This window comes from Paenibacillus sp. FSL P2-0136 (assembly GCF_037975325.1).
GTDB lineage: Bacteria > Bacillota > Bacilli > Paenibacillales > Paenibacillaceae > Paenibacillus_AQ > Paenibacillus_AQ silagei.
This window is the reverse complement of the sequence record NZ_CP150244.1, coordinates 934,110-958,146: the sequence shown is the minus strand read 5'-3', so window position 1 is coordinate 958,146 and position 24,037 is coordinate 934,110. Positions and strand designations below refer to the sequence as shown.

General features: G+C 51.5%; 23 protein-coding genes and 1 pseudogene. 7 read left to right on the top strand and 17 right to left on the bottom strand.

Annotated features, from left to right (window positions below):
* Nucleotides 1-324: 324 nt before the first annotated feature.
* Together NYE26_RS03895 and NYE26_RS03890 are read right to left on the bottom strand one after the other, a co-directional pair.
* Nucleotides 325-1,041: a hypothetical protein gene (locus tag NYE26_RS03895; protein ID WP_339254005.1), complete on the bottom strand. Its 717-nt coding sequence runs from the start codon at nt 1,039-1,041 to the stop codon at nt 325-327.
* A gap of 65 nt (nt 1,042-1,106) precedes the next feature.
* Nucleotides 1,107-2,531 (bottom strand): PLP-dependent aminotransferase family protein, encoded by a 1,425-nt coding sequence (locus NYE26_RS03890; RefSeq protein WP_339254004.1) that lies wholly within the window; start codon nt 2,529-2,531, stop codon nt 1,107-1,109.
* 261 nt (nt 2,532-2,792) lie between these two features.
* Here NYE26_RS03890 and NYE26_RS03885 point away from each other — a divergent pair, with 261 nt between their 5' ends.
* Nucleotides 2,793-3,743, top strand: a complete 951-nt coding sequence (locus tag NYE26_RS03885; RefSeq protein ID WP_339254002.1) for an EamA family transporter — start codon at nt 2,793-2,795, stop codon at nt 3,741-3,743.
* Nucleotides 3,744-3,936: 193 nt separating this feature from the next.
* Here the strand turns inward: NYE26_RS03885 and NYE26_RS03880 are convergent, their stop codons facing one another.
* The 5 genes and pseudogenes from NYE26_RS03880 to NYE26_RS03860 all read right to left on the bottom strand — a co-directional run.
* The gene (locus NYE26_RS03880; RefSeq protein ID WP_339254000.1) at nt 3,937-4,437 is read right to left on the bottom strand and encodes a hypothetical protein; all 501 of its coding nucleotides are present in this window, start codon (nt 4,435-4,437) and stop codon (nt 3,937-3,939) included.
* A gap of 58 nt (nt 4,438-4,495) precedes the next feature.
* On the bottom strand, nt 4,496-5,137 hold the full coding sequence (locus NYE26_RS03875; RefSeq protein ID WP_339253998.1) for an ABC transporter ATP-binding protein: 642 nt from the start codon (nt 5,135-5,137) through the stop codon (nt 4,496-4,498).
* A 4-nt stretch (nt 5,138-5,141) separates the two neighbouring features.
* The gene (locus NYE26_RS03870) at nt 5,142-7,364 is read right to left on the bottom strand and encodes a DUF1430 domain-containing protein (RefSeq protein WP_339253996.1); all 2,223 of its coding nucleotides are present in this window, start codon (nt 7,362-7,364) and stop codon (nt 5,142-5,144) included.
* 94 nt (nt 7,365-7,458) lie between these two features.
* Nucleotides 7,459-7,833, bottom strand: a complete 375-nt coding sequence (locus NYE26_RS03865) for a lactococcin 972 family bacteriocin (RefSeq protein WP_339253994.1) — start codon at nt 7,831-7,833, stop codon at nt 7,459-7,461.
* An 869-nt stretch (nt 7,834-8,702) separates the two neighbouring features.
* A pseudogene (locus tag NYE26_RS03860) lies at nt 8,703-9,197 on the bottom strand (general stress protein); the annotation flags it as partial.
* Between the two features lie 341 nt (nt 9,198-9,538).
* On the opposite strand from NYE26_RS03860, the gene NYE26_RS03855 reads away from it, so the two are divergent.
* The 4 genes from NYE26_RS03855 to NYE26_RS03840 all read left to right on the top strand — a co-directional run bounded on the left by NYE26_RS03855 (nt 9,539) and on the right by NYE26_RS03840 (nt 13,766).
* A complete protein-coding gene (locus NYE26_RS03855) occupies nt 9,539-9,850 on the top strand; it encodes a (2Fe-2S) ferredoxin domain-containing protein (protein WP_339253992.1) in 312 nt (103 codons plus the stop codon).
* Between the two features lie 165 nt (nt 9,851-10,015).
* Nucleotides 10,016-10,858 (top strand): AraC family transcriptional regulator, encoded by an 843-nt coding sequence (locus tag NYE26_RS03850; RefSeq protein WP_339253990.1) that lies wholly within the window; start codon nt 10,016-10,018, stop codon nt 10,856-10,858.
* Nucleotides 10,859-10,953: 95 nt separating this feature from the next.
* Nucleotides 10,954-11,943, top strand: a complete 990-nt coding sequence (locus tag NYE26_RS03845; protein ID WP_339253988.1) for an aldo/keto reductase — start codon at nt 10,954-10,956, stop codon at nt 11,941-11,943.
* Nucleotides 11,944-12,857: 914 nt separating this feature from the next.
* The gene (locus NYE26_RS03840; RefSeq protein ID WP_036723220.1) at nt 12,858-13,766 is read left to right on the top strand and encodes an aldo/keto reductase; all 909 of its coding nucleotides are present in this window, start codon (nt 12,858-12,860) and stop codon (nt 13,764-13,766) included.
* A 193-nt stretch (nt 13,767-13,959) separates the two neighbouring features.
* Here the strand turns inward: NYE26_RS03840 and NYE26_RS03835 are convergent, their stop codons facing one another.
* From NYE26_RS03835 to NYE26_RS03815, 5 genes are all read right to left on the bottom strand, one after another.
* Entirely contained in the window at nt 13,960-14,259 is a 300-nt protein-coding gene (locus tag NYE26_RS03835) for a hypothetical protein (protein ID WP_036723218.1), read from the bottom strand.
* A gap of 94 nt (nt 14,260-14,353) precedes the next feature.
* Nucleotides 14,354-15,085, bottom strand: a complete 732-nt coding sequence (locus NYE26_RS03830; RefSeq protein ID WP_036723217.1) for a ZIP family metal transporter — start codon at nt 15,083-15,085, stop codon at nt 14,354-14,356.
* A gap of 73 nt (nt 15,086-15,158) precedes the next feature.
* Nucleotides 15,159-16,115 carry a peptide-methionine (S)-S-oxide reductase MsrA gene (gene msrA, locus NYE26_RS03825; RefSeq protein WP_036723216.1) on the bottom strand — a complete coding sequence of 319 codons (957 nt, stop codon included), beginning with the start codon at nt 16,113-16,115 and terminating at the stop codon, nt 15,159-15,161.
* Nucleotides 16,116-16,146: 31 nt separating this feature from the next.
* Nucleotides 16,147-16,944, bottom strand: a complete 798-nt coding sequence (locus NYE26_RS03820; RefSeq protein ID WP_036723214.1) for an ABC transporter permease — start codon at nt 16,942-16,944, stop codon at nt 16,147-16,149.
* Nucleotides 16,941-17,864 (bottom strand): ATP-binding cassette domain-containing protein, encoded by a 924-nt coding sequence (locus NYE26_RS03815; RefSeq protein ID WP_339253984.1) that lies wholly within the window; start codon nt 17,862-17,864, stop codon nt 16,941-16,943. Before NYE26_RS03815 ends, NYE26_RS03820 begins: the two co-directional genes overlap by 4 nt.
* Before the next feature lie 111 nt (nt 17,865-17,975).
* Here NYE26_RS03815 and NYE26_RS03810 point away from each other — a divergent pair, with 111 nt between their 5' ends.
* Both NYE26_RS03810 and NYE26_RS03805 read left to right on the top strand, forming a co-directional pair.
* Entirely contained in the window at nt 17,976-18,755 is a 780-nt protein-coding gene (locus tag NYE26_RS03810) for a LytTR family DNA-binding domain-containing protein (RefSeq protein WP_339253982.1), read from the top strand.
* Nucleotides 18,752-20,068, top strand: coding sequence for a GHKL domain-containing protein (locus NYE26_RS03805; RefSeq protein ID WP_339253980.1), 1,317 nt, complete (start codon nt 18,752-18,754; stop codon nt 20,066-20,068). The genes NYE26_RS03810 and NYE26_RS03805 overlap by 4 nt, the downstream gene beginning before the upstream one ends.
* A gap of 16 nt (nt 20,069-20,084) precedes the next feature.
* Here NYE26_RS03805 and NYE26_RS03800 read toward each other — a convergent pair whose 3' ends face one another.
* The 5 genes from NYE26_RS03800 to NYE26_RS03780 all read right to left on the bottom strand — a co-directional run bounded on the left by NYE26_RS03800 (nt 20,085) and on the right by NYE26_RS03780 (nt 24,011).
* Nucleotides 20,085-20,447, bottom strand: a complete 363-nt coding sequence (locus NYE26_RS03800) for a hypothetical protein (RefSeq protein ID WP_339253978.1) — start codon at nt 20,445-20,447, stop codon at nt 20,085-20,087.
* Nucleotides 20,434-20,610, bottom strand: a complete 177-nt coding sequence (locus tag NYE26_RS03795; protein ID WP_155991288.1) for a hypothetical protein — start codon at nt 20,608-20,610, stop codon at nt 20,434-20,436. Before NYE26_RS03795 ends, NYE26_RS03800 begins: the two co-directional genes overlap by 14 nt.
* Nucleotides 20,607-20,861: a hypothetical protein gene (locus NYE26_RS03790; RefSeq protein ID WP_036723207.1), complete on the bottom strand. Its 255-nt coding sequence runs from the start codon at nt 20,859-20,861 to the stop codon at nt 20,607-20,609. The genes NYE26_RS03795 and NYE26_RS03790 overlap by 4 nt, the downstream gene beginning before the upstream one ends.
* Nucleotides 20,862-21,066: 205 nt before the next feature.
* A complete protein-coding gene (locus NYE26_RS03785) occupies nt 21,067-22,224 on the bottom strand; it encodes a response regulator (RefSeq protein ID WP_339253976.1) in 1,158 nt (385 codons plus the stop codon).
* A 29-nt stretch (nt 22,225-22,253) separates the two neighbouring features.
* Nucleotides 22,254-24,011, bottom strand: coding sequence for a histidine kinase N-terminal 7TM domain-containing protein (locus tag NYE26_RS03780; protein WP_339253974.1), 1,758 nt, complete (start codon nt 24,009-24,011; stop codon nt 22,254-22,256).
* Nucleotides 24,012-24,037: the final 26 nt, after the last annotated feature.

Here is a 24,037-nt window from a genome sequence, read left to right as displayed (position 1 = left end):
GCCCCTCCTTTGTTTATTTAGCGTGTATCCGGGGAATTCAAGCGCACTAATGCACCTCATTCGCTCGTTTAGTGCGCATCTGGGGAATTCAGGGGCACTTGTGCCCCTCATTCGCTCATTTAGGCCGCATCCGGGTGAATTCAGGGGCACTTGTGCACCTCATTCACTCGTTTAGCGCGCATCTGCTGCATTCAGGGGCACTAATGCACCTCATTCGCTCGTTTAGCCAGCATCCGCTGCATTCAGGGGCACATTGGGACAAATTGTATGTGAAAAACCCAATACAATAGTGTAGGTAGTTCCGTCTTATAAATCCACTCCAGATTATTTGCGCGAGTTAGATTGGCGGCGCAGGAGAATCACTGCGGCGGCTCCAAGGACTACGATTCCGGCACCTGCTCCAGCGTAAATCAGCCAAGCTGCAGAGTTTGTTTCAGGCACGGCCGTTGGATTATTTTCAGTTGTTGAGTTATTTTCAGAAACTGGAGGGTTTGCTGAGGTTGGGTTGTTACCAGAGACCGCCCCTGGATCATCAGCGATCCCGGGCGGCTCCGTGGGCGAGCCCCCTGACATTCCGGCGCCAAGCTCATTCAGATCCTCCTGGGCACCAGAGAATAATGCGGTCCGGCTGCACAAGCTGACTGTAAGTTTAGTTGTCCCTCCCTCACCCGCTGCTTCCTCTCCGCCTGCATACACGATGTAGCGTTCCCCCTTGGTGAACTCGAACCCGCAGCTCGCCCCCGACAATGCCGTAGTGACAGTAACCTTCTCCCCCACTTCACCCTTCCAGCGGGAACCTACTTGAAAGGTTACTGACACCGGGTCCATACTGGACTGCATCGGCTTAACTTCCTCTTTAATCGAAACTACTGTTCCCTCAAAAACAGCTGCACTCTTCTCCATTGCTTCCAGCGGTGAAGGAGACACTACGCAAGAACAGGCATAGGTTACCTGCGGGCGTACAGTCAGCAGTGTCATGAAGACAATCAGCGCACAGAGAATCATCAGCCAGGCGCTCCGTATTTTCCTTCTCGTTACCATCAATATCACGCTCCTCATAACCCTCAGACGGAAATTTCCAGAGAAAGGTTACACACGCCCGCCATCTATTCCCCCGCCTCAATCTCCCGCGCAATGGCGGTAAGCCGCTGCATTCCCTCGCGCAGCAAGGCTTCACTGGCGAACGAGTAGCTGAGACGCAGCCAGGACTTCATCTCCCCCAGCGGATCGCAGAGCTCACCGGGAACGAAGGAGATGGACTGCTCCAGACAACGGGCCAGCAGCTTAGCTACCGGAATACTGTCCGGCAGCTTGACCCACAGATTAAGCCCGCCCTGCGGGGTGGTCCATTCCCAGCCGGTGGCCGCAAGCTCCTCCTCCATAATCTCCTTGTGCACCTGAAGGGCAATCCGCAGCTTGCCGAGATGCTGCTGTAAGCGCGGCGAGGTGTAATAATGCAGGAAAATCTTCTGGTTCAGCAGGGGCGTCCCGTTATCCGCCAAGGACTTGGCGGCGATCAGCCGCTCCATGAACGGATAACGGCAGGCCACCGCACAGATCCGTAGGCCGGGGGCCACATATTTGCTGAAGCTGCTGATATACATGACCCAGCCCTCTGTATCATAAGCGAAGAACGGCGGGGGCGGCTCCTCTAGGAAGTACATGTCACGGAACGGATCATCCTCCACGAGCAGGCAGCGGTAGCGCTCTGCAAGCTCCACCAGCAGCTTGCGCTGCTTCGCCGGAATCGTGTACCCCGTCGGGTTATGATGGGACGGGTTGATGTAGAACATCCGCGGCTTATTCTTACGCATCAGCTCCTCCACCGCCGCCAGATCATAGCCCTGCGGCGAGATATCCACAGCTACCAGTCGCGCCCCTGCCCGCCGAAAAATATCCAGCGCCACACTATACGTAGGCCGCTCCACCAGCACCGCATCCATCGGGCCGAGCATGATCCCGGCAATCAGATTGATGGCCTGTTGTGCACCTGAAGTAATCAGCAGCTCACGGGCCGACAGCTGGAGCTTATACCGCTCCTCGAAATGGCTGCTCAGCGTAACACGCAGCTCTTCATCCCCTTCCACGGAGGAGTAGGTGCCCATGACCTTCGGGTAGAGATCGAATACTTTTTTGACATAATCGGACAGGAACAGGTTCGGCAGCAGCCCCGGATCAATCAAGGCCTGAGAGAACTGGTACGTGACCGGCATCCGCTGAATATCCGACATCGGGCTCCTGACCATATACCCCGGTACTGCCGCCCCTTCGTCCACCGTAGGGTCCAGCCTGCTGCCCAGGGCCACATAATAACCGGATTTGTCTTTGACATACAGCTTGCCGCTCTCGGTCAGCGCACGGTAGGCCTTGAACACTGTCAGCCGGTGAACTCCCAGCTCCTCCGCCAGCAGCCGGATCGACGGCAGCTTATCACCGGCCTTCCACTCCCCGCGCTCCATCCGGTTCAGCATGAACTCATAGACTTGGCGGAATAAGGGATTATTCTGCTCGGCACCCGCTATTTTTTTCATCAACCTGCCGCCTTTCTGCAACATATACCGGGGTCGCCCCCGCTCCATCGCTCAATCTTCACTCGACACAGCTCCCTATGACGCTTGCTGACTTCTACACATCCGCGCACACCCAGCCGCTAACTTCTCTTTGCCCTATTGTACAGTATTCCCTCCCGCAACTGTTCTACTATCTCCAATCTGTTCTGTGCCTATGAGGCTATGATTAACTGAAATCTTGTAAGAGGGTGGCACATTACCACCGCAAAGGGGAACTGAACCATGATTCTGTTAGCTTATTCACTTGTCTGTCTGATCTTTGGCACTACCTTCCTGGCCATCAAAATCGGCGTAGACGCCGGAGCGCCGCCATTCTTCTCTGCGGGTCTGCGTTTTTTCACGGCGGGTGCGGTACTGTTCCTGTTCATGGTTCTGCGGGGCAAAGCCCGCTTCTCCCTGCTGCTGCGCAAGGAAATGCTGCTCACAGGAGCAGCCCTGACCTTCGGCACCTTCGCCGCGCTCTACTGGGCGGAACAATATGTATCCTCCGGGCTTGCTGCCGTATTGTCAGCCACCGGACCGATGATGATTCTGCTGATGCAGACGGCTGTTCTGCGGCAAAAAGCGCCTGCCTATTCGCTCATCGGCTGTATCATCGGGTTCACCGGAGTCCTGCTGCTGGTGCTGCCCAGCCTGGCGGCTGACGTCACTCCGCTCTGGCTGATCGGCTGTGTGGTGGTGCTGATGGGGGAACTCTGCTACGCGGCGGGGGCGATCTATTCCAAAAAAGTAATCACCACCTTCTCCGCCGAGTCCCCCGTGGCTCTGAACGCTGCCCAGATGATGTACGGCGGGGCGCTGCTGTTCATCATTTCCCTGTTCACAGAGCCGCTGCATCCGTCCTTCCTGTTGTCATTCAAGACCGCAGGTTCCCTGCTCTACCTGACTGTTGTCGGCTCCATGGTCGGACATACCCTGTTCTACTGGCTCGTCTCCAAGACGAATCCGGTTTTTCCATCCACCTGGCTGTATATCTCTCCGCCGATTGCCGTCGGGGTAGGCTTCCTGTTCTATAACGAGACCGTGACCTGGGTAACGCTGCTTGGCGTGTTCACGATTATATTGGGAACCATCCTTGTGAATGCCGGCGCACTGAAGCAGCTGTTCTCCAAGCCTAAACCGGTAATACCCGTTCTTCCAAAAGCAAGCGTTGAACCCCTGGTTCAGGAGTAACTAGCTGCGCTTCCCCCGAACACAAACAGCCTGCACCCTGACTTAAAGGGATGCAGGCTGTTCTGTTATTTTCACACACTTCACGCCAATGGGCGTCTACGGCTGCTCTTCTGAACTGAAATACAAATTCAGCGGCAATTCCTTATCGCTCTCGGAGCCATTGACCATTCTGTAGGTGATGAATAGCTTATTCTCACCCTCGCCGTGCGTCCAGCTCTTCTACTGCCCCTGTCAGCGGCTTCAACGGAAAGGTCATCCCGTCAATCGACTGTATGGATTGCTCCACTTTATCCTCCTCTGCATCATCCGCAGGCTTATAATGCTCCAGGAATGCACGTACCAGCTCTCTCGCATCCTCATACCCGCTGTCCGATCTGGGAAAAACCGTCCCGATCCGGTAACCGGTAATCTTACCGTTTGTGACATCTGCTGTCATCTGCTGGATGAATTCTTTTTGATTGACGGTCAGTTTTTCGTCCAGCATCAGTGTACCCAAGGTTGTATCGTACGCTTGAGCAGCATCCTTCATTCCCAGAGTAGTAAGCCCTTCTTCAAGCGGTTGCTTGAATACGGCCCGGTGCTTCTCTACCTGTGTGAACAGCTCGTTATATTGGGGTGTATCCTTGCTGCAGCCCGCTGTTAATAAGGAAAGAACCACTATTCCACAGATGAGCAAAAAGTATGATTGTCTCAAATGAACCTACCTCCTTCCAAGGATACCGCCGGTCGCCGCCCCGGATGCCATACCATGTTCATCCCAGCTTTATGATTCTACTGCATTTTTCAGTCACATATTGATCATGGGTAACGATTATAATCGTTTTCCCTTCGTCATTAAGCTCCTTTAGAATCCTCATAATCTCATTTCTATTCTCCGCATCCAACGAGCCTGTAGGTTCATCAGCTAATATCATTTCAGAAGGTTTTAATAGAATTCTTGCGATAGCAACCCTTTGCTGCTCTCCACCCGAAAGTTCATGTATTTTTTGTTTAAGTGAAATTTCTAGACCCATCCGCTCCAGTACAGCCAATTTCATTTTTCGTTTTTCTTTCTTTCCTACATTAGAATACATAAGTGGTATTTCCAAGTTATACTCAACGGTTTCATTATCAATTAATGCATAATTTTGAAACAGATACGAAATCTTTGTCCGGAGAAGCCTGTTTCTACGGAGGGGACCAATTCTCTGATCTTTCTCGTCAAACAATTTGATCCTGCCGCTATCAGGTTTTTCAAGTAACCCAAGGATATTCAATAGGGTCGTCTTCCCCGAACCGCTTTTCCCCGTAATAGCTACCATCTCCCCTTTTGAGACGGTCATATTGATATTATCTATGACTTTATGATTATTATACTTTTTACATATATCAACAAGTTCACATATAGTATTCATATCTTTAATTCCCCCCCTTTAAAACTTTCACTTTGTTTTTCTTTTCTATGAGTAAAATCGCTACGGAAGAAGCTATAAAATCGAACAATAGCAGAATAGCTGCAACTATAAGCATTCTAGGCTCAATTCCTTTATCCATGACACCACAGATCACTATTTGGACTAACCATACGAGTGAGAATAAAATGGTGTATTCCTTATAAGTTTTGAAAAACCCTGTACCAAATAATCTTCGAACGATAAGCTTATGCTGGTTTTTGTTGAAATAAATTATAATATTCTGAGTTGAAAGCAATATGAACCCTGACACCAGTCCCACAATAGTAAGGAGGCTTTCCTTCATTGATTTTTGCTTTTGATAAATTTCCTCTAAAATATATTGATCAATCGTAACCAAGTATTTTAAATTATCATCCACTTTCAATTCTTTAAACTTTGGCTCCAGCGTTTTATACGTTAACAGCGGATCTCTGTTCATCAGCTTTATTTTTAACGGATCTCCCGGTCCCCGCCCTAATATGGAATCTCTGTCTGTGAGCACACTGTTGGACTCGGTTACAACCTCAATAATGGGATCAACTATCACATTGTTCTCAGAAGGAAATACTTTCGGATTAAAACTAAATATCCTTTGATTATTACTAATCCACTTGATGTCAATTTTTTGATTTTGGATCCGATCAGGAATCACCTTTTTGTAAAACTCCTGATCATTTCCCATATTATTTTTTCTCATTTGTAGAAAGAAACTTACAATCTCTTCTTCCTTGTCCCGATATTTTTCAGGCACCAACAACACCCAGTCGCTAATATCCTCAGAGATTTGCACAGCCTCATTATTGATATCAAAAACCGGAAACTCTTGCAGGTAGTTATTGTTTGCCTTTATAGAACGTATTCCTTTCCAATTCCTGTCTAAAAGAAGCTGATCCTCCTCATAACTTTGGGTTTCTATTAATATAGCCCCCATCTTATTCAGCAAGAAATAAAGCTCATCATGCGAAGTTAATTCAAATAAGGAATCCCTTCCAAATATTCTATCTCCGTCGTAGCCATTGTTTACCGGATAAAGTACTCCGTAGTCCTTACTATGCTCCCAATTTTTCAACTCATGCTGCTTATCATTAATAGATGTATATTCCGACCATGTTGAAAGTCCTATCAAGACCAAAAGGATGGAGCAACCAATCTTGATAAGCATATTTAACACAATGATAGGATTGGTGTATTTGTAATGTTTGATAATACTAATGACCTTAATCCTCATAATATACAAATGTGAAACTAGGGAAAGGATGATCAGTAGAAGAAAAACTTTAAGCTGGTTTGAAATCACTGTGTATATAAATATGTAAGATGTATTTTTTACTAAAAGGGCAAGAAGAAATGAAACGGTTACAGAAAATATAAACACAGAGGTTATAAGTTTTCCTACCAGCACAAACCATACACGAATATTTGATACGCCATGCATTTTCAATATTCCTATTCTTCTGGACTCATTGAATAAGTAATAGATAAGTAAAACTACTGCACATCCATAAATGGCATAGCTTAAATAGGTTAAAATGGTGATCCAGGGAAAGGTAACCAAGTGCATTTCATCACCATTTGAATCTTTTACAAAATCCTCAGCAGTAAAAATACTATCATTTTTGTTATAATACTTATTCGCCTTATCCACAAATAGGTTTATAAAATCATTAAAAGCTTTGTCGTCAGCTGCTTCTGCATAGTATGTTCCTTGAACAGGAAAAATCTCATAAGATGATTTTAACGGCTTTATGCTGATTCTGTTGTTATCTCCGAAATCTCTAATTTCACCAATCTGATGACTACCTTCTAAATGAACTGTGGATAAATAGAAATTAGTTTGTTTGGTGTCTGCTTGTGTTAGATATCTTCCCTGGGTAAGCTTAAAATGATTAAAAAGATCTGTGCTGGCTGTCAGCAATATATATTTAAAAATCTCTACTTCATCGTTTTCTTTATAATTAATACCGGCCCGTAAAATATTCACTTTGGAAGCTTCTGCTGCTGAAGCTAATATCGGGTAAACCTCCTCAGGGCTTGCAAGTCCGGGTAAATTCGGAATTACAAATTCCTTGCCCACGGTTTGTTCTATATTCTTAACCTTCTCAAATTCTTCATAATCCGTTCGAAGATATGCAGTATAATAAGAAAACAAAAATGCCGCTACTAGAAATAGTAAGGATATTTTTTTCAAGTTCAACAATCTCCTTATAAGAAAAAAGTGTGATACTCCACTTCAAAAGTGGAATATCACATCATTTTAATGATGACTTTTATCTAAATCCCAATTATTTTTTATAAACATCCCAGTATGCATATCCTGTGCTGCTTTTGTTACCATAGATCTCGGATTTAGCTGTGGTTTTTGCATATTTCCAACCACTTGTATGAGATTCACTTCCTAATTTGGTCGAAGCTTTATGCGACAACTCAGAATGGTCATATTGTGACCATACATGCTTTTGATTTCCAACTTTTTCAGTTCCGTAGTTCCAGGTTCCGCCACCCACACTTGTACTTGCAAACGGAGTAATCATTGCATTGGTTAATTTTACAGAACCGCTTGTTGCTCCATTTGCACTGGCAGCCATGGCTGGTGTTAACGATGTTAAGGTAAGTACTCCTACAATTGCTATTGAAGTTAATGTATGTTTTTTGAACATTTATGAACCTCTCCTTATTAATTATTGAGTTTACACAGATAAAGTTAGAATGTACTATGATACATAGGTTCTTAGATATCCACCCAATCCAAAACTTTCTCAGGGTCAAGATATGGGGGTATATAGGAGCCTTTTTTCCATATTCGGCGGTCTAATATTTTCCATGGTTCTTCTCACCTCCTTTCATTATCAATAAAACTAAATTATAAATAAAAGAAATGATATGTTATATCATTCCATTTTTTCCTTTCAACAAGCTTAACACACCAAATTTTGTTATTCAATACTTCGGTGTCTAATTATGGGCAAAAACATCATTTCATGTTATATCAGACAATAGCGAATTCCCAGGTTCAGTTACGATCCACATCACAAAACAAGGGCTTCCCTAAAGTCCGGCAGGACTTCGGGAAACCCTTGTCTTTCATCATTCTATGCCCATGCGTCACCCGCTGTTCATTCGCCGCTTAACGGGTGCGCCCGTGGTTTCTGAGCAGCTCGCTGTTATCGTTATCCTTCGCCTTCTCATCAACACGGCTGCCGGGCCGGGCTTCTTCCTGTCTGGCGGCTTCCTGGGCCTGCTGTTCCTCCCGATCGGCGAGCCTGCGTTCCGCGGTATGATCCGGGATCTTATCGATGCCGTTACGCGTGCCGGAATACAGATCTCCTGTCATTCCCGGCCGCTTCATATCCTCCACTGCGCTTCGCTCCGGGAGATCATGCTCCGTGGCTGAATTCATCGTGTCCAGCCCCGTATCATGTCTGCCTTCGAGACCTGAGCCATTGAACGCGGCATCCACCGCGTCTGTTACGGAGTCCCGAGGAGCATTCATTTCTGCAGCTGTTCCGGCAGTCCCCGCATCCCTCATATAGCGGTCAGCATTCGCCGAATTATGGTTGCGGAATACAGTGTATACGTCCTTTTCGCGGGAGATATCTGCATCCACCATGACCAAAATGCGGCCTTCGTCCACATAGTTGTCATAGCTCGCAGCTTCATCCTCCGGAATGCCTAATCCGATCAGCCCGCCGACCAGACCACCCGTTCCAGCCCCTACCGCAACGCCTGTTAAGGTGGCTGCAATCGGCCCCGCTGCGATAATCGGCCCGATGCCCGGAATCGCCAGGGCGCCGATGCCTGCCAGCAGTCCGGTCACACCACCAAGGATACCGCCGGTCGCCGCCCCGGAAGCCATACCCTCCGGCACCTTCGTCCCGGTCTCATCATTGATCGCTTCCACATCGCGTTTATTTCTCGCTATCACTGAGATATCCTCTGTCAGAAAGCCGTGCGCCTTCAAGTCTTCAATAGCCCGTGAAGCTTCATGCTCTGTATGGAACACACCTACAATTTTCTTATTCATAACGATTCCCTCCTGGTAGCTGATTTAGGTTGTTAATGGTTTGACTCTCGCTTTACTTTCACATCCCTTACTTAACCAAACCCTTCTCCGCGAAACTGGTAACTTTCGATCTTGAGCCGGGTTCCGCAAAAAAATTTATGAAACAGGAAATTGCCCGCCGGACACATTTTCCACAAATTCAGTGATTTGAAGTCAGCTTAGATTACACTGAATTCTCCAATTGATGACAGTTATTAAGCCTTTGGGAACAATGCTCCAATCTCCTTACAGCGCGGCCAAAAGAGACTATACTCCTCGTATAACAGGTAAACTACTCTTATAGAATCCAGGGGGAAACCGCGATGAATATGCGTCTGAAGGTACTTAAGAAGCATCTGCTCTTCTGCTGCAGTGAGCACTGCAATAACCAGGATGTCCTGGATGTCATGCAGGAATTCAAAGAGCAACTGGTGGAGCAAGGGATCAACAAGACGGTCAAAATCAACAAAACCAGCTGTCTCGGCCTATGCGGCAACGGCCCTTTTGTCATCGTGTATCCGGACGGGGTCTGGTATTACAATGTAACGACAGAGGATGTGGCCCGTATCGTGGAGGAGCATCTGGTGAACGGACAGCCGGTAGAAGAGCTGGTTATGCTCAAAATGGAAGCCTGATTCCCAGCAGCACCAGCCAGTCTGCCTTCAGCCTCATACTCTCAGTCCCTCCCCTCCCCGGGCTGGGACTATTTGCGGTTGTCCGGTCCTCCTCCTTCTGAGGTATACTAGAGGTATATGTTCATTAGGAGTGCCATCATCCTTTTAGGAAATGAGGCTGCAAGCATGACTGTATTCAAATATAACGCCCATCGCCCTCACCGGGCCAATCCTGACTTATATCTGCATTACTGGGGCCAGGAGCAGTGCGCACCCGGTCATTCATTCGGACCCGGAGTACGCAACCTGTACAAAGTCCACTTCATTCACGCCGGAACCGGCAAGGTAACCGTCGGTGAAGCCACCCATACATTGAACGCAGGGCAGGCCTTCCTCACTTATCCGCATGTGGTCACGCATTATGCTGCAGATCAGGCTGACCCGTGGCTGTATTCCTGGATTGCTTTTACCGGGGAGGAGGCAAGTTATCTGCTGGGACGGACTTCGCTAACCCCGGAGCAGCCGGTGTTCCCGATGGACCAGGTGCTGATGCCCTCGCTGTCTGCCAGGTTATCGGAGACGGGAAGCAGCGGGGAGCTGCTGGACCTGCCGCTGAAGGTGATGCTCTATGAGTTCTTCGCCCTGCTGCTGCGCACGGTCCCGGCTGCCGACAGCCCGGCTCCTCGCAGCAGAAGTGTCTATGTGGAGCAGTGCCTCCATTACCTTCAAGCCCACTACGCCGAGAATGTGACGATGGAGAGTCTGTCCGCTTCCCTGAAGCTGGACCGCAAATATATGTCGGCGCTGTTCAAGCGGACGGTGGGCTTGCCGCCGCAGCAATATCTGCTCCAATTCCGTATGTCCAAAGCCTGCGAGCTGCTGACAGAGACAGGCTGCACCATCGGGGAGATCTCGCAATCCGTGGGGTATCAGGATGCTTTGCTCTTTTCCCGGATGTTCAAGAAGGTGAAGGGCTGCTCGCCCAAAGAATACCGGCTCCGCCATGCAGATACGGACATTGTGCTATAAAAATCATCCTTGCTGACATACGATTGAAAGCGTTTATCCGCTACAATTAGGGAGGTATGAAGTCCCGTACAACTTAAATTTAGGAGGAATCCAATATGTATATCGCCAATCCTGAACGCTATGACACGATGAAATATAACCGCACCGGACGCAGCGGCCTGCTGCTGCCGGCCATCTCCCTCGGGCTGTGGCATAATTTCGGGGGCAATGATGTCTTCGAGAACGGCCGCGCTATGGTCCGCCGGGCGTTTGACTTAGGAATCACCCACTTCGACCTCGCTAATAACTACGGTCCGCCCGCCGGCTCTGCCGAAGAGAGCTTCGGGCAGATGCTGAAGAAGGATCTTGCCCCTTACCGCGATGAGCTGATCATCTCCAGCAAAGCAGGATACTATATGTGGCCCGGCCCTTACGGTGAATGGGGCTCCAAGAAGTATCTCGTCTCCAGTCTGGATCAGAGCCTGAAGCGGATGGGGCTGGATTATGTAGACATCTACTACCACCACCGTCCAGACCCGAATACGCCGCTGGAAGAAACCATGTCCGCCCTCGACCTGCTGGTACGCCAGGGCAAGGCGCTGTATGTGGGCCTCTCGAACTATAAACCGGAGGAAGCGCGTGAAGCCGCGCAGTTTCTCCGCCGCCTGGGCACGCCTTGCCTGATCCATCAGCCGAACTATTCGATGATGTCGCGCTGGATCGAGGACGGCCTGCAGGATGTGCTGGAGGAAGAGGGCATCGGCACCATCGCCTTCTCCCCGCTGCAAAAAGGGATTCTGACCGACCGCTACCTGAACGGCATCGCAGCCGATTCCCGCGCAGCCGGACCGAGTGTCTTCCTCTCGGAGAAGGAGCTCACGCCTGAGGTGCTTGCCAAGGTTGGCAAGCTGAACGAGATTGCGGCTGCACGCGGACAGAAGATGTCCCAGCTCGCCTTATCGTGGGTACTGCGCGGCGGCAAGGTGACCTCTGCACTGATCGGGGCGAGCAAGATCAGCCAGATCGAGGATGCCGTAGCTTCACTGAATGCGCCTGAGCTAAGCGCGGAAGAGCTGGAGCAGATTGAGACGATTCTGCGCGGATAAGCCGGGGCGGATACTGCACCTGCCGAACCTACAGATCACAGATACCAGATCACAGATTATAGATTACAGATCCTAGATCACAGATATGACGGCAACCCTGCCCACCGCTCGCGGTGGTGCAGGGTTCTTTTTTTGTACAGATCTCCCTAACTAGTACATCATCAGAGCTAATCTTGTGAATATGACAATGATCAGACCTTATCACGCGAATGCTTCATTCCTGTAGCTAAACATCTGATGCTGTACTAGCTAGAACAATAGCAATTGCGTTTTTTACCATAGAATGCTGTAAAAACGGCTATTACCTAGGCTCAATTGTATTCTGTACAGTTGAATCTAGAGCAATGGCTATTTTTCACCTGAAATGCAACTTTCTGCTGTACGAAATACAGTAGAATCCCATTTCACAGCAAAATATAAGGTTTCCATTGCAGGAAATACAATCAGTTGGTTATTTGGTGCAATAGAGCATTGGGTTGGCGGGAGAGCTTCAACTAATCAGTGCTTTATGGCGTGTAGTTCCAAGTAGACATTCAGGGATAGTTGCAGAATGTACACTTAAAAACAGCGTAAAAGAAGGCTTGCCCCTTATAGCTGTAATCTGTACAACTAAATCTGCCCCAACGGGTGGAAACTCGGGAAAGCGGGGATTTTAAGTGTACGAAATACAGCTAAACGTATACAGGGGAGCAAACCAGGCGTTTTAGTTGTACAAAATACAATTAAGCCTATCGCCTATGAGTGGGGATGGTACTCGGGGCGATGCAACAAACGGTTTTCACTAATTTAAACCTGATGCTGTACCCGTTGAATCTTGAAGCAGTCCTGCCCGAGTGCTTACGGTGTACCTGAATGCTATAATGAACTCATTCATAACCATCAATAACTATCACTGCGTAACGAAAGGACATCCGATGAAGACTAACCGATTGGGGCAATCCGATTTACATGTAAGTGCCATGGGGCTTGGCTGCATGTCGCTGGGGACAGAGGAAGCGCAGGCCACCGCCATTATCCACGAAGCGCTCGAACGCGGAATTAACTTCCTGGATACCGCCGACCTCTACGATGAGGGCCGCAATGAGGAGATTGTCGGTCAGGCCATCCGGCACCGCCGCGCCGATGTGATCCTGGCGACCAAGGTGGGCAACCGCAGAATTCCCGGCAAGGAAGGCTGGAGCTGGGATGCCTCCAAGGCCTATATCCGCTCCGCTGTGAAGGAGAGTCTGCGCAGGCTGCAGACCGATTATATTGACCTGTATCAGCTGCACGGAGGAACGCTGGAGGATGATATCGATGAGACGATTGAGGCCTTCGAGGAGCTGAAGCGGGAAGGGGTAATACGGCATTACGGCATCTCCTCCATCCGGCCGAATGTGATCCGGGAATATGTGCAGCGCTCCGGTATCGTCAGCGTGATGAGCCAGTATAGCATTCTCGACAGACGCCCGGAGGAGAGCATTCTTCCGCTGCTGGGCCGCGCGGGCATCAGCCTGATTGCACGGGGGCCGCTGGCTAGCGGCATTCTGACCGATCATGGCCGCACCAAGGCGCAGCGGGCGTATCTCGACTATACGGAGGCAGAGCTTACGGAGCTGCATGATCAACTGATGAGCCAGACTACCCTTACCCGGACGCTGACGCAGACCGCGCTGCAATATCCGCTGGCCGATCCGGCGGTTGCCGCCGTGATCCCGGGGGCCAGCAGCCTGGAGCAGCTGCGGCAGAATATTGCGGCTGCCCGCTCGCAGCCGCTCTCTGCACTGGAGCTTGAAGCTGTTCGGGATTCCAGCAAGACAGGACGGTATACCCTGCACGTTTAGAGCGTGCTTACAGCCAAGTGGAAACGGCTTCGCCGTCCTTTTAAAAGACGGTACCGTTTCAGCGAGAAATAGAAGGATAATTTATATCGTAAAATATATAAATTCTTATATTTTAACAGAAGAAGCTGTCCGGAAACTGTAGGCATTACAGTCTCTGGACAGCTTCTTATTTTTTGCTTAGCTTCTTAATTTTCTACCTATGAGCGCGATTCCTTGCCTTAACTATCCACGTAATTAATGCAGCCACAAACACCACTGCGGTAATGAGCCAGGTCAGCAGGAACGCCATGCCCAGCCCGATATTGGCATCCAGCGCTTCCCTTCTGCTCTCCAGAATCAGCATCACTGCCAGCGGTGCTCCGCTGGCTATCAGGAGAACCGTCATGCTGTAGCGGGCGAAATTCGTCCGCTTCTGAATAGCCGCGTATAAGCACAGGTATGAAGCAATCAATAATACGAAGGATAATACAGCTTCCCATTCCAGTCTAACCATCCTGTCATCACTCCTTCTCCATAGGAACCGGGGATTGCGTTATAGTATAGCGGCTGCGGCAGGCAGATGCAAATGACACTGCCGCTGAAGCAGCCTAGCCAAAAAACTGCGTAATATAGACCATCGCCAGCAGCCCGAAGATAAACGAATACGTCGAGGGCCGTTCAAATCCGTGGCCGTGGCTCTCCGGGATCAGCTCCTTATACACGATGAAGAGCATTGCCCCGGCAGCAAATGCCAGCCCGTATCCAACCACATTCTGTACATAGCTGGCTGTAAAATACCCGATCACAGCCGACACCATCTCCATCAGTCCGGTCAACGCGGCTATGATTAGGGCCTTGCGCCGGCTGGCGCGGGCATTCATGAGGAAAATCGCAAGAATCAGCCCTTCCGGCATATTCTGAGCGCCGATCGCAATCGCCACCATTGGGCCGAGGCTTGTCTGCTCGCTGGCATAGCTGAAGCCTGTGCTGAGCCCTTCAGGGATGTTATGAATGAACAGCGCAATCATGACGAGCAGCGCTTTGGAATCCAGATTGCTGAGGCCGGGCTTATTCTCCACATCGATATGCGGAATATGACTCTCGATCAGATCGAGCAGCAATACGCCGGTAATCAGCCCCAGAGTCAGCGCGGTAATACCCGATTCCTTAATGGCTTGCGGCATCAGCCCGAAGGTGCTTGCAGAGACCATGATCCCGGCGGTGAAGGCCACCAGCACATCCTTCCACAGCTCGGACAGCCGCCTTACGAACAGAATAGGAATAACGCCCAGCACCGTTGCCATTGCAGACAAAAAGCTGCCTAAAAGTGCACCCGCCAAATCTTCAACCCCTTTTGTGGACAGGACTATAGATCAAGCATATGCTCAAGGCAGCTATAAATAGACCCAAGCTTCAAAGTCTCACATACCGTCCCAGCCCCCGGTCTTCAAGCTCTGCCTTCGGGACGAACAGAAGGGCGGCAGAATAGATATGATAATGCTGCTTCGCCGGCTCCGGTCCGTCAAAGGTTAGATACCCCAGATAAGCTCCGCTTAACCTGCTGCGCAGCACAGTCCGCACCTGTCCGCCGCTATAATCGGCTTCCCGCCGGATTATCCCCTCTTCCACCGGACCCGTGAAGCTGGGCCAGCCTGTGCCGGAATCGAATTTGGCTGCCGAGCTGAACAGCGGATCACCGCTGATCACATCCGTGTAAAGGCCCTCCTCGAAGTGGTCCCAATACGCATTCTGGTAGGCAGGCTCCGCGCCTTTGTTCTGGGTGACCTCATATTGCAGCTCCGTGAGCTGCCCCCGCAGCCGCTTCTTATCCTCACGGCTGTTCCAGTGCAGCGCTGTGAAGTCGTCACGGCCCGAGCCCTTCTGATATAGCTTATAATCCAGCGGATGGGTCCGGTAATAGTGCTGATGCTCCGCTTCCGCAGGATAGAACGGCGCAGCCGGCAGGATGGGCGTCACAATCGGCGCCTTGAAGCGCTTGCTGGCCTTCAGCCTCTCCTTCGACAGCTCCGCCTGCTTCCGCTGCTCTTCATTATGAATGAAGATTGCCGGAGCGTAAGAATGCCCCCGGTCCATGAACTGCCCGCCGTCATCCGTCGGATCGATCAGCTGCCAATAGATGTCCAGCAGCCGTTCATACGGGAACAGCTCCGGATCATAGACAATCTGCACCGCCTCCCGGTGTCCGGTAGTTTCCGATCCTACCTCTTCATAGGTCGGATTCTCCGTATGCCCTCCTGTATAACCCGACACCACCGAGACGATGCCCGGCAGCTCGTCGAACGGCTTGACCATACACCAGAAGCAGCCGCCGGCGAAGGTCGCCAGCTGCAGCGTATCATTCGTAGTCAAACAGACCGCCTCCCTGCATGCTTTTCCCCTATTATATCTGAATATCCCGCTTCTCCAAAACGGTCAGGGCGATGGTTAGAGACAGCAAGATCCAAGCTGCAGGAATCCACAACGCGCGGATATAATCCCCCGTCCCCGAGAGCAGAATCAGCTGTGAGTTCTCCACGTATATCCCCGAGAATTTGAAAATCTGCGTCATCAGGGAATGCTCAGAAATTGCGCGAAGAACCGCAGAGGAGGTATCCTTGAGATACCCGCTGAGCAGCAGGTTACCGAAGATGAAGAAGAATGCGGCCACCACCGCCGAAGCCGGTTTGCGGATCAGCATCCCCAGCATCATGATTGCTGCACAATAAGCTGCCAGATAGAGCAGATTCAGTCCCAAGGCTGTCAGACCAGCCGCCAGATCCTCTGTATATCCGGCATGTCCTACCGGCGCTCCTGTGATCAGCGCTGCCGCAAGAGAGAACAGATAGAACAAACCGTAGAACTCCAGCAGCCATCCCAGAACGGCAAGCAGCTCCAGCACATATTTACCGGTGAAGTATTTCGCCTTGCTATGCCCGGCAGCAATAATATTCTGCACCGAGCCATGCTCGAAGCCCTCCGTTGCGAAAAAGCAGGCATGCAGCGGAATAACCAAATAGAACAGAATGGAGAACGAAGCAGCCGTCTGGAGCGGCTCTGCATAACTGCTTAAGGAATAACCGCCTTTGCTGCCCAGAATTAGAACAAGTGCGAGGCTGGCTAAGGCGAAGACTGCGGTGACGCTTTTAAAGGCCAAATCTTTACGCAAATAATAGATTTCAGCCTGCCAGAGGTTCCTCATCTTCCTCCGCCCCCGATCAAATCCATATAATACTGCTCCAGATTAGGCGCAGTCAGCTGAAAGCCGTCAACCGGGATCTCCCGCTGCACGAGTAGAGACATCAGGTGCTCCAGATCCACCCCGCTTCGGGGAAGCTCGATCTCTCCGGTCTGCTTGACCCGGATATCCCCTTGCCTAAGCTCCTGCCTCAGCAACTCAGCTACGGCTGCTGCCGGAGAAGATGTGGTAATACAGATCATCACCTGTGCAGTCTGCTGCAATTCAGCAGCCGAAATCTCCTGAATCAACCGGCCTTGATGAATGAAGCCGTATTTACCAGCCAGCAGTTGCAGTTCACTCAGAATATGGCTGGAGATCAGAAGAGTCACGCCTTGTTCCCGGGATAGTTGCTCCAGGATATGCCTGACCTCCACAATTCCCGCAGGGTCCAGTCCATTCACCGGCTCATCCAGCACCAGGAACTCCGGCCGGTTCAGCAGGGCGACGGCAATGCCCAGCCGCTGGCGCATGCCAAGCGAATATTCGCCCGCCTTCTTCGGTCCCGCCTCATCCAGACCTACAAGCTTCAGCACTTCAGCACTTCTGCCCTTATCCCTGATTCCGAAGATCCGGCAGTAAAAGCCCAGATTCTCCATCGCATTCATATGCGGATAGAGCGAAGGCCGTTCGATCAGGAAGCCGATACGGCGTCTGGCGCTGGCCAGCCTCTCCTTGCTCTGCTCTCCGAATAAGGCCATCCTTCCGGCTGTCGGATGCACCAGACCGCCGATGATTCTCATCAGCGTTGTTTTGCCCGCCCCGTTCTCCCCTACGAATCCGTACACATCCCCAGCCTCAATGCTCATGCAGAGCTGATCCAGCGCAACCCCTGAAGGGTACTCCTTGGATAAGCCCTCAGCCTCAAATACTGTTGCCGTCAAAGCAAACACTCCTTTTTCCTCTCAAATCTGTTGATGGCATAACGATACCATCCGGTGTCCCCTCCGCTAACGCAGGTGTCATATTCACGCGAGATCATGTCGTTTTTGAGGATGGAAATGTATAATGTAGGGATTAATGCAAAGGTGGAGAAGCCGATGATTCATATTGCTGTGTGTGACGATGAGCCCCGCGCAGCCGGAGAGGCCGAGCGCCTGATTCTGGAAACCGGAGAAGACTTGAACGAACCTATTGAGATTTCCCTATATTATTCCGGTGAAAGCTTCGCCCGGGCCCTCCGGGACGGAAGCCAGTTCGATATTATCTTGATGGACATTGAGATGGGCGGTCTGGACGGCATTGCGGCGGGACAGCTCCTGAGGGAGGATGACGGCAATGATCCGGTGCAGCTCATCTATATTTCCAGCCATGAAGAATACCATATGCAGCTGTTTGACCTGCGTCCGTCAGGGTTCATTAAGAAACCTGTGGTGCCGGAGAGCTTCAAGCAGAAGCTGGCCGGAGCTATACATAAGGCCACCCGCCTCCGGCAGCAGGGCCGGACGAACTTCCTTGCGGTACAGCTGAAGAACCAGGAATTAAGGATTCCCTACCTGGAGATTCATTATCTGGAGAGCAGCATCAGGCAGATTACACTGGTTACTCAGGATAGGACACTACAATACTACGGGAAGCTGGTAGAGGAGGAGCAGAAGCTGGCGGCCAGCCATTTCGTACGGATTCACCAGTCCTATATTGTGAACTTCTATTCAATCCAGGCCATTAGCGCCAAAAAAATCATTCTTACCACCGGCTGTGAACTGCCGGTCAGCAGCAAATATAGCCCCGCTGTGCGCAGGGCCTATCTTCATTTCAGGGGGGAGCTGGTATGAATTCCGTACTCCTCGATGAAATCATTTATCTCGCTGTACTACCGCTCCTGTCAGTCATACTGCATCTCTTCTTCAGCCGCTTCTTCCCCTGTCGTGTGGAATCACGGCTGCGGCTGACCGCATTTTACATTCTGTACATAGGTGTTCATGCTCTGCTCCATCACAGCCCCCTGTCCGCTCTCGCGCTGATGGCTGGCAATATCGGACTGATCCTGGGTGTGTCCCTGCTCTACAAGGGCAGCCTTGCCTCACGGTTATACGCTGCGGTGTTTATCTCTGCTGTGATTATCCTCAGCGATGCGGCGGTTCCACTGCCACATACTGACTTCGGTTACAGGCTCGGCCTGCTGCTCTCGAAGCTGCTGATGCTATTGCTCGTTCTGCTGCTGCGCAGGCTGGTGAAAGACGAGGGCCGGGGCCAGCCAACCGGGTGGTTAGGGTCTGTTGTCTTGCTCTTTCCTTGTCTTAGCATTGCGGTATTACTGCAGTTATCCGGCAGTCCCTTCTTCCAGCTATATCCGCAGTTATTCCCTGTCGTTCCCGCCCTGCTGCTCGCTATTAATCTTCTGGTATTCCTGCTGATTGACCGTGTGCTGAGCGCACAGTCTGAACGCAGCCAGCGCCTGCTGCTGGAGCAGCAGAACAGCTATTATGTGAACCAGTACCACCGGAACCGGGAATTTCAGGAGGAAGCCCTCCGGTTCCGCCATGACTTCAACCATATTCTGCTGGGCCTGCGCTCCAGAATTCTCAGCGGAGAAGAAGCCGCCTCTACAGCCGAGCTGGACGCTCTGCTTGGCTCGACTGGACAAGCCCAAGCTTACTGCAACACGGGCAACCCGGTTATTGACTCCATCCTGGATTACAAACGGCAGGAGGCATCCGCAGCAGAGATTGATCTCCGTCTGGAGCTGAGCCTTCCACCCCGGATGATGCTGGATACCGCTGTCATCAGCGTTATTCTGGGCAATGCCCTTGATAACGCCCTGGAAGCAGTCAGCCTGATCCCCAAGGAACAGGGAACAGAACGATACATCGCGGTACATATGCATTACCTGAATGCCAGCTTATTTATACGGATTCAGAATCCCTACTCCGGTTCTGTCCTCCAAGGCCCAGGCGGCGAGCTGCTGACCACCAAAAGCGATAAGCGATCCCACGGGATCGGACTGCGGAATATCCGCCAGACGATGGAGCGGGCCGGCGGGCTGCTTCAGCTTGCTTACAGCGGCCAGCTATTTCAGCTGGAGCTGGTGCTTTTTCATATTGAGAGAGATCAACGTGGCAGAGGACAGGTGTCCGAGGGGGAATGATGGGGAATGGGGCTTGCTATTTCAGTTTCTTGCGCTCACGGCGGGGCTTGTGCCTATGGTTGCTGTCCCATAACTCCTTGTGCATCAAGCCTGCGAATACAAGCATGACAAGCGTCAGCACCAGCACATACTCCCGCAGGATATCGGATAAGCTGCCGGACAGGTTCAGCCCGAGAATGATGTTCAGCCTTCCCCACAGCAGATTGAGACACAGTAGCGCTACTGCCCCATAAGTTACCCACACACTGCGGAGGTACAAATTATAGGTACGCATAGGCCCCCGTCCGATGAAATATTTGCTGTAACGGATAACATACGCGGTAAAAGCGATCAAGGCTATCAGTTCCAGTGTAATCAGGATCAAGTCAATAATGTCCATGCAGATCATCTCCCCTTCTACCTAAGCCAGTGCGGTGCAGATCAATAAGCCTCTCTAGATCATTGGATTCATACGCCTCCTGAATTTGGCCCAGGGTCTCAATTTCCCGTTTGACCCGGCTGGGCTTCAGCTCGTGCTTGCGAAAGATATCGAGGAGCTTCACTTGTTGACGACCTCCTCATCATTAGGTTTTCTCTCTGCGGTTCCTCTCTCAATCAGCAGCTTCACGAGCGTACGGTTATATTCGCTAAGCTGCTTCTCATTCTCCTCATCGCGTTTCTGATAATTCTGAATCACTTTCTCTTTATTCGCAATTTGCTTAACACTCCAGATCAAGGCAGTAGATAACAGAACATTCAGCACGACTGAACCGTTGTTATCTACGAAAAGGCCAGTCAATGCACTGAAATCCATCTGTATCCCCCCATTTCCTAATGTAATCGGAACGGATTCGCGCCTTTACCCCTGTCCACATTTTTGGCGAAATTCCTTGCCGCCACTCTAACAGAATCACCCTCAAGCTAATCTACTCTAGCAATTGCCATTCTGATTGGGTTGAGCAGCAAAAAAAACCGGAGGACCCGTAATCCGGGCCCTCCGGAGAAGGCTGAAACAGAGATTATTTGAGTTCCGAGATCCGCCGGACCAGGGAATCATACAGATAGATCAGGTCGCCGGAGGGCTTGATGCCAAGCTCGCGGTTTAGCAGCCGCACGTAGTCTGTGTAGACGGCATTGAGACCTTTTTTGTCTCCGGCCAGCTCGTGCACAGCCATCAGCTGGCGGATCACCGATTCATCGAGCGGATTCCGCTTGTTCAGCTTCAGCAGCAGCTTGGAGGCCGCAGCGGAATCCCGGCTGGCAATGAGCGCTGCGGCCAGCCGTTTGACGAAGGAGGCATACAATTCCGCATAACGCTCCGTCTCATGGATGGCCCACACATAAGCCTTGTCGCCGAACAGCTCCCCTGTATAGAGCTGCTCGATACGCATAGCCCGCTCTATATCCGGGGGGTCTATAGTGTGCAAGGCTGCAGCCTCCTGTTCAAATTTCAGATAGTCGATAACCGGCACCTGAAGCTCAAGCGCGTACCCGTCGTTCTCCGAGCGGATCGCTTCACGCAGACCCAGCGGCTCCAGAGATTTGCGCAGTTGATAGACGGTAGTGTTAAGATAGCTCTCCGCATTGGCCTTATGCATGCCGCCGAAGATATCCGCAACCAGCCTGGAACGGGGGACGCGCTTTCCCCGGAGCAGCAGCAGATAGGCAAACAGCTCAGCACATTTACGGGAGGTCCATTTGACCCGGCCTGCCCCGCTGCTCACGGCAACATCCCCGAGCATCGTGAGCCTTACCCGGCCGGAACCGGCCGGAGCCTGCACCTCCGGCAGAGGGGAGAGCCGTGCCGGAGCAGCCCGCCGCTGGGTAAGCACCCGGTTCACCGTACGCGCAAGCCGCTCCTGGGAGACCGGCTTGACCAGATAGTCCAGCACGGACAAGTCGTAAGCCTCCAGGGCAAATTCCTTATGTGAGGTCACGAACACAATTTGCACTGGAGAACCGGCAGCCGCCAGCCTGGCTGCAAAGGCCATGCCGCCCTCTCCCGGCATAGAGAGGTCCACGAAGGCAAGCTCCACATCCGGGTGCTCCTCCAGAAAGGCAGCAGCCGGCTTCGTATCTGTGAACGAACCCGCAAGCTCGACTTCAGGCAGCTTAAGCAGCATGGTGCTAAGAATCAGATGCATCATCCGTTCATCATCGACCAGTATAACCTTCATTTGTATATCTCCTCCCTCCCGCTGCCCCGTTACTCCATCCGTTCTCCTCCTGCCGATCCCGGCAACGTGAAGTAGAAGATCGTTCCACTTCCCGGCTTGCTCTCAAACCACAGGCTCCCGCCATGGATGCGCACGAATTCACGCGCGAGCGCCAGGCCGAAGCGGGCATCTCCTGACTCCTCCCCCAGTGGCGCCTTCAGAATCGGCTCCTCCAGGCGCAGCATGTCTGCGGTCGCTTCATCAATACCAATCCCGTCATCTCGCACAGACAAGATAACCTTCTCCTCTTCAAGCACGGCATCAACCTCAATAGAGCCGCCTATTCCCGTGAATTTGATTGCGTTAGAGAGCAGATTACGCAGGATCAGATCCAGCATCTCTTTATCCGCCCGGACGGTCAGTTCGCTGCCGATACGCTCCGTCAGGCGGATCTGTTTCATCCCGGCCTTCGTACCCGCCAGCATCAAGGCCTGCCGGACCACCTGCTGTACACTCCAGGCCTGCGGATGGAAGGAGACCTTTCCCTTCTGGCTGCGGTACCAGTCCAGCAGATTATCAACGAGCTGGAATGTATTACGGACCTGCCCTTTGATCTCACGCACCACCTCCGCGTGCTCAGCATCCGCAGCCGTCAGCTCGTCGCCCAGCAGCTCTGTCAGGCTGACCAGCAGTGCTACTGGATCGCGGATATCATGGGCCACAATGGTGAACAGCTTGTCCTTGAAGGCATTCAGCTCGGATAGCTGCCGGGCATTCTCGCGCAGCCGGACCTCGCTCTCCTTCAGCTCCGTAATGTCGCTGAACAAGAGGATTTTGCCGATAGGGGTGCTGCCTGTATCATGAATGAAGGACAGACTGCAATTATAGTACAGGCGACTTCCGGCCTGAAGCCGCTCGTAGGCAAACCGCTCGTCCTCATCGCTTAAGCCCCTGAGACGTTCAAGCAGCTCCCCGCTGCCGGCAAGCACCTCCGTCATATCCGCCGGGTAGCGCCTCCTGCTCCCAAGCTCGGGAAACATCTTCTCTGCGGCACGGTTGTAGCTGACGATCTGGTTCTCATAATCGAACAGAAGGACACCGTCCCGGATCGTCTCGAACACCTGCGCCATCGCCAGAGGAGTCAGGCGGAGCAGGTTGAATCTGAGGATGCCCCAGGCGTAGGCGATGCCCGATACTGCAAATCCGAACGGCGTGAGATCTATCCGGGTTCCGGTCCACAGGAACAGATTGAGCAGCATAGGCGCAACCGCACCCAGAAGCAGAACAGCAATCTGTTTGCGTACAATCGGCAGCGCCCGCACAAACATGGATATGAACAGCGCAATCCCGCCAAGCAGCACCAGATAATTATACGCAGCATGGATGTTATACCACAGCCCCTTGACGGTGTAATACAAGGAGACCGAAGGGTCCGTATTCAGCAGAAAATCCCGGTAGATTAGATGATGCCAGTCATTGGTGAGCTGCAGGATGAAGATGACGGCGGGGATCAGGAACAGCAGGGCGATCAGTCGCTTGCGGAAGCGCGCAGCGGCTCCGGTGAATTGAATCGCTTGTACCAGCCATAAGGTGGAGACAAAAGGAATACCCAGATATTGAATGTGCAGCGCCAGCTTCACCTGGCTTAAGTTCCCGCTAAGCAGCTCAAGACCATAGCCGAAGGCGTAGAAGGCTGCTGTCAGCATAATCAGAATCATCGTTCTGGCAACAGGCAGATGTCTTTTCTGGTACGACAGGAATGACACAAACAGCATCAGTGCTGCTGCAATAAAAAGCATAATCGACATCCAGTGCCTACTTTCCACGGCTGCGT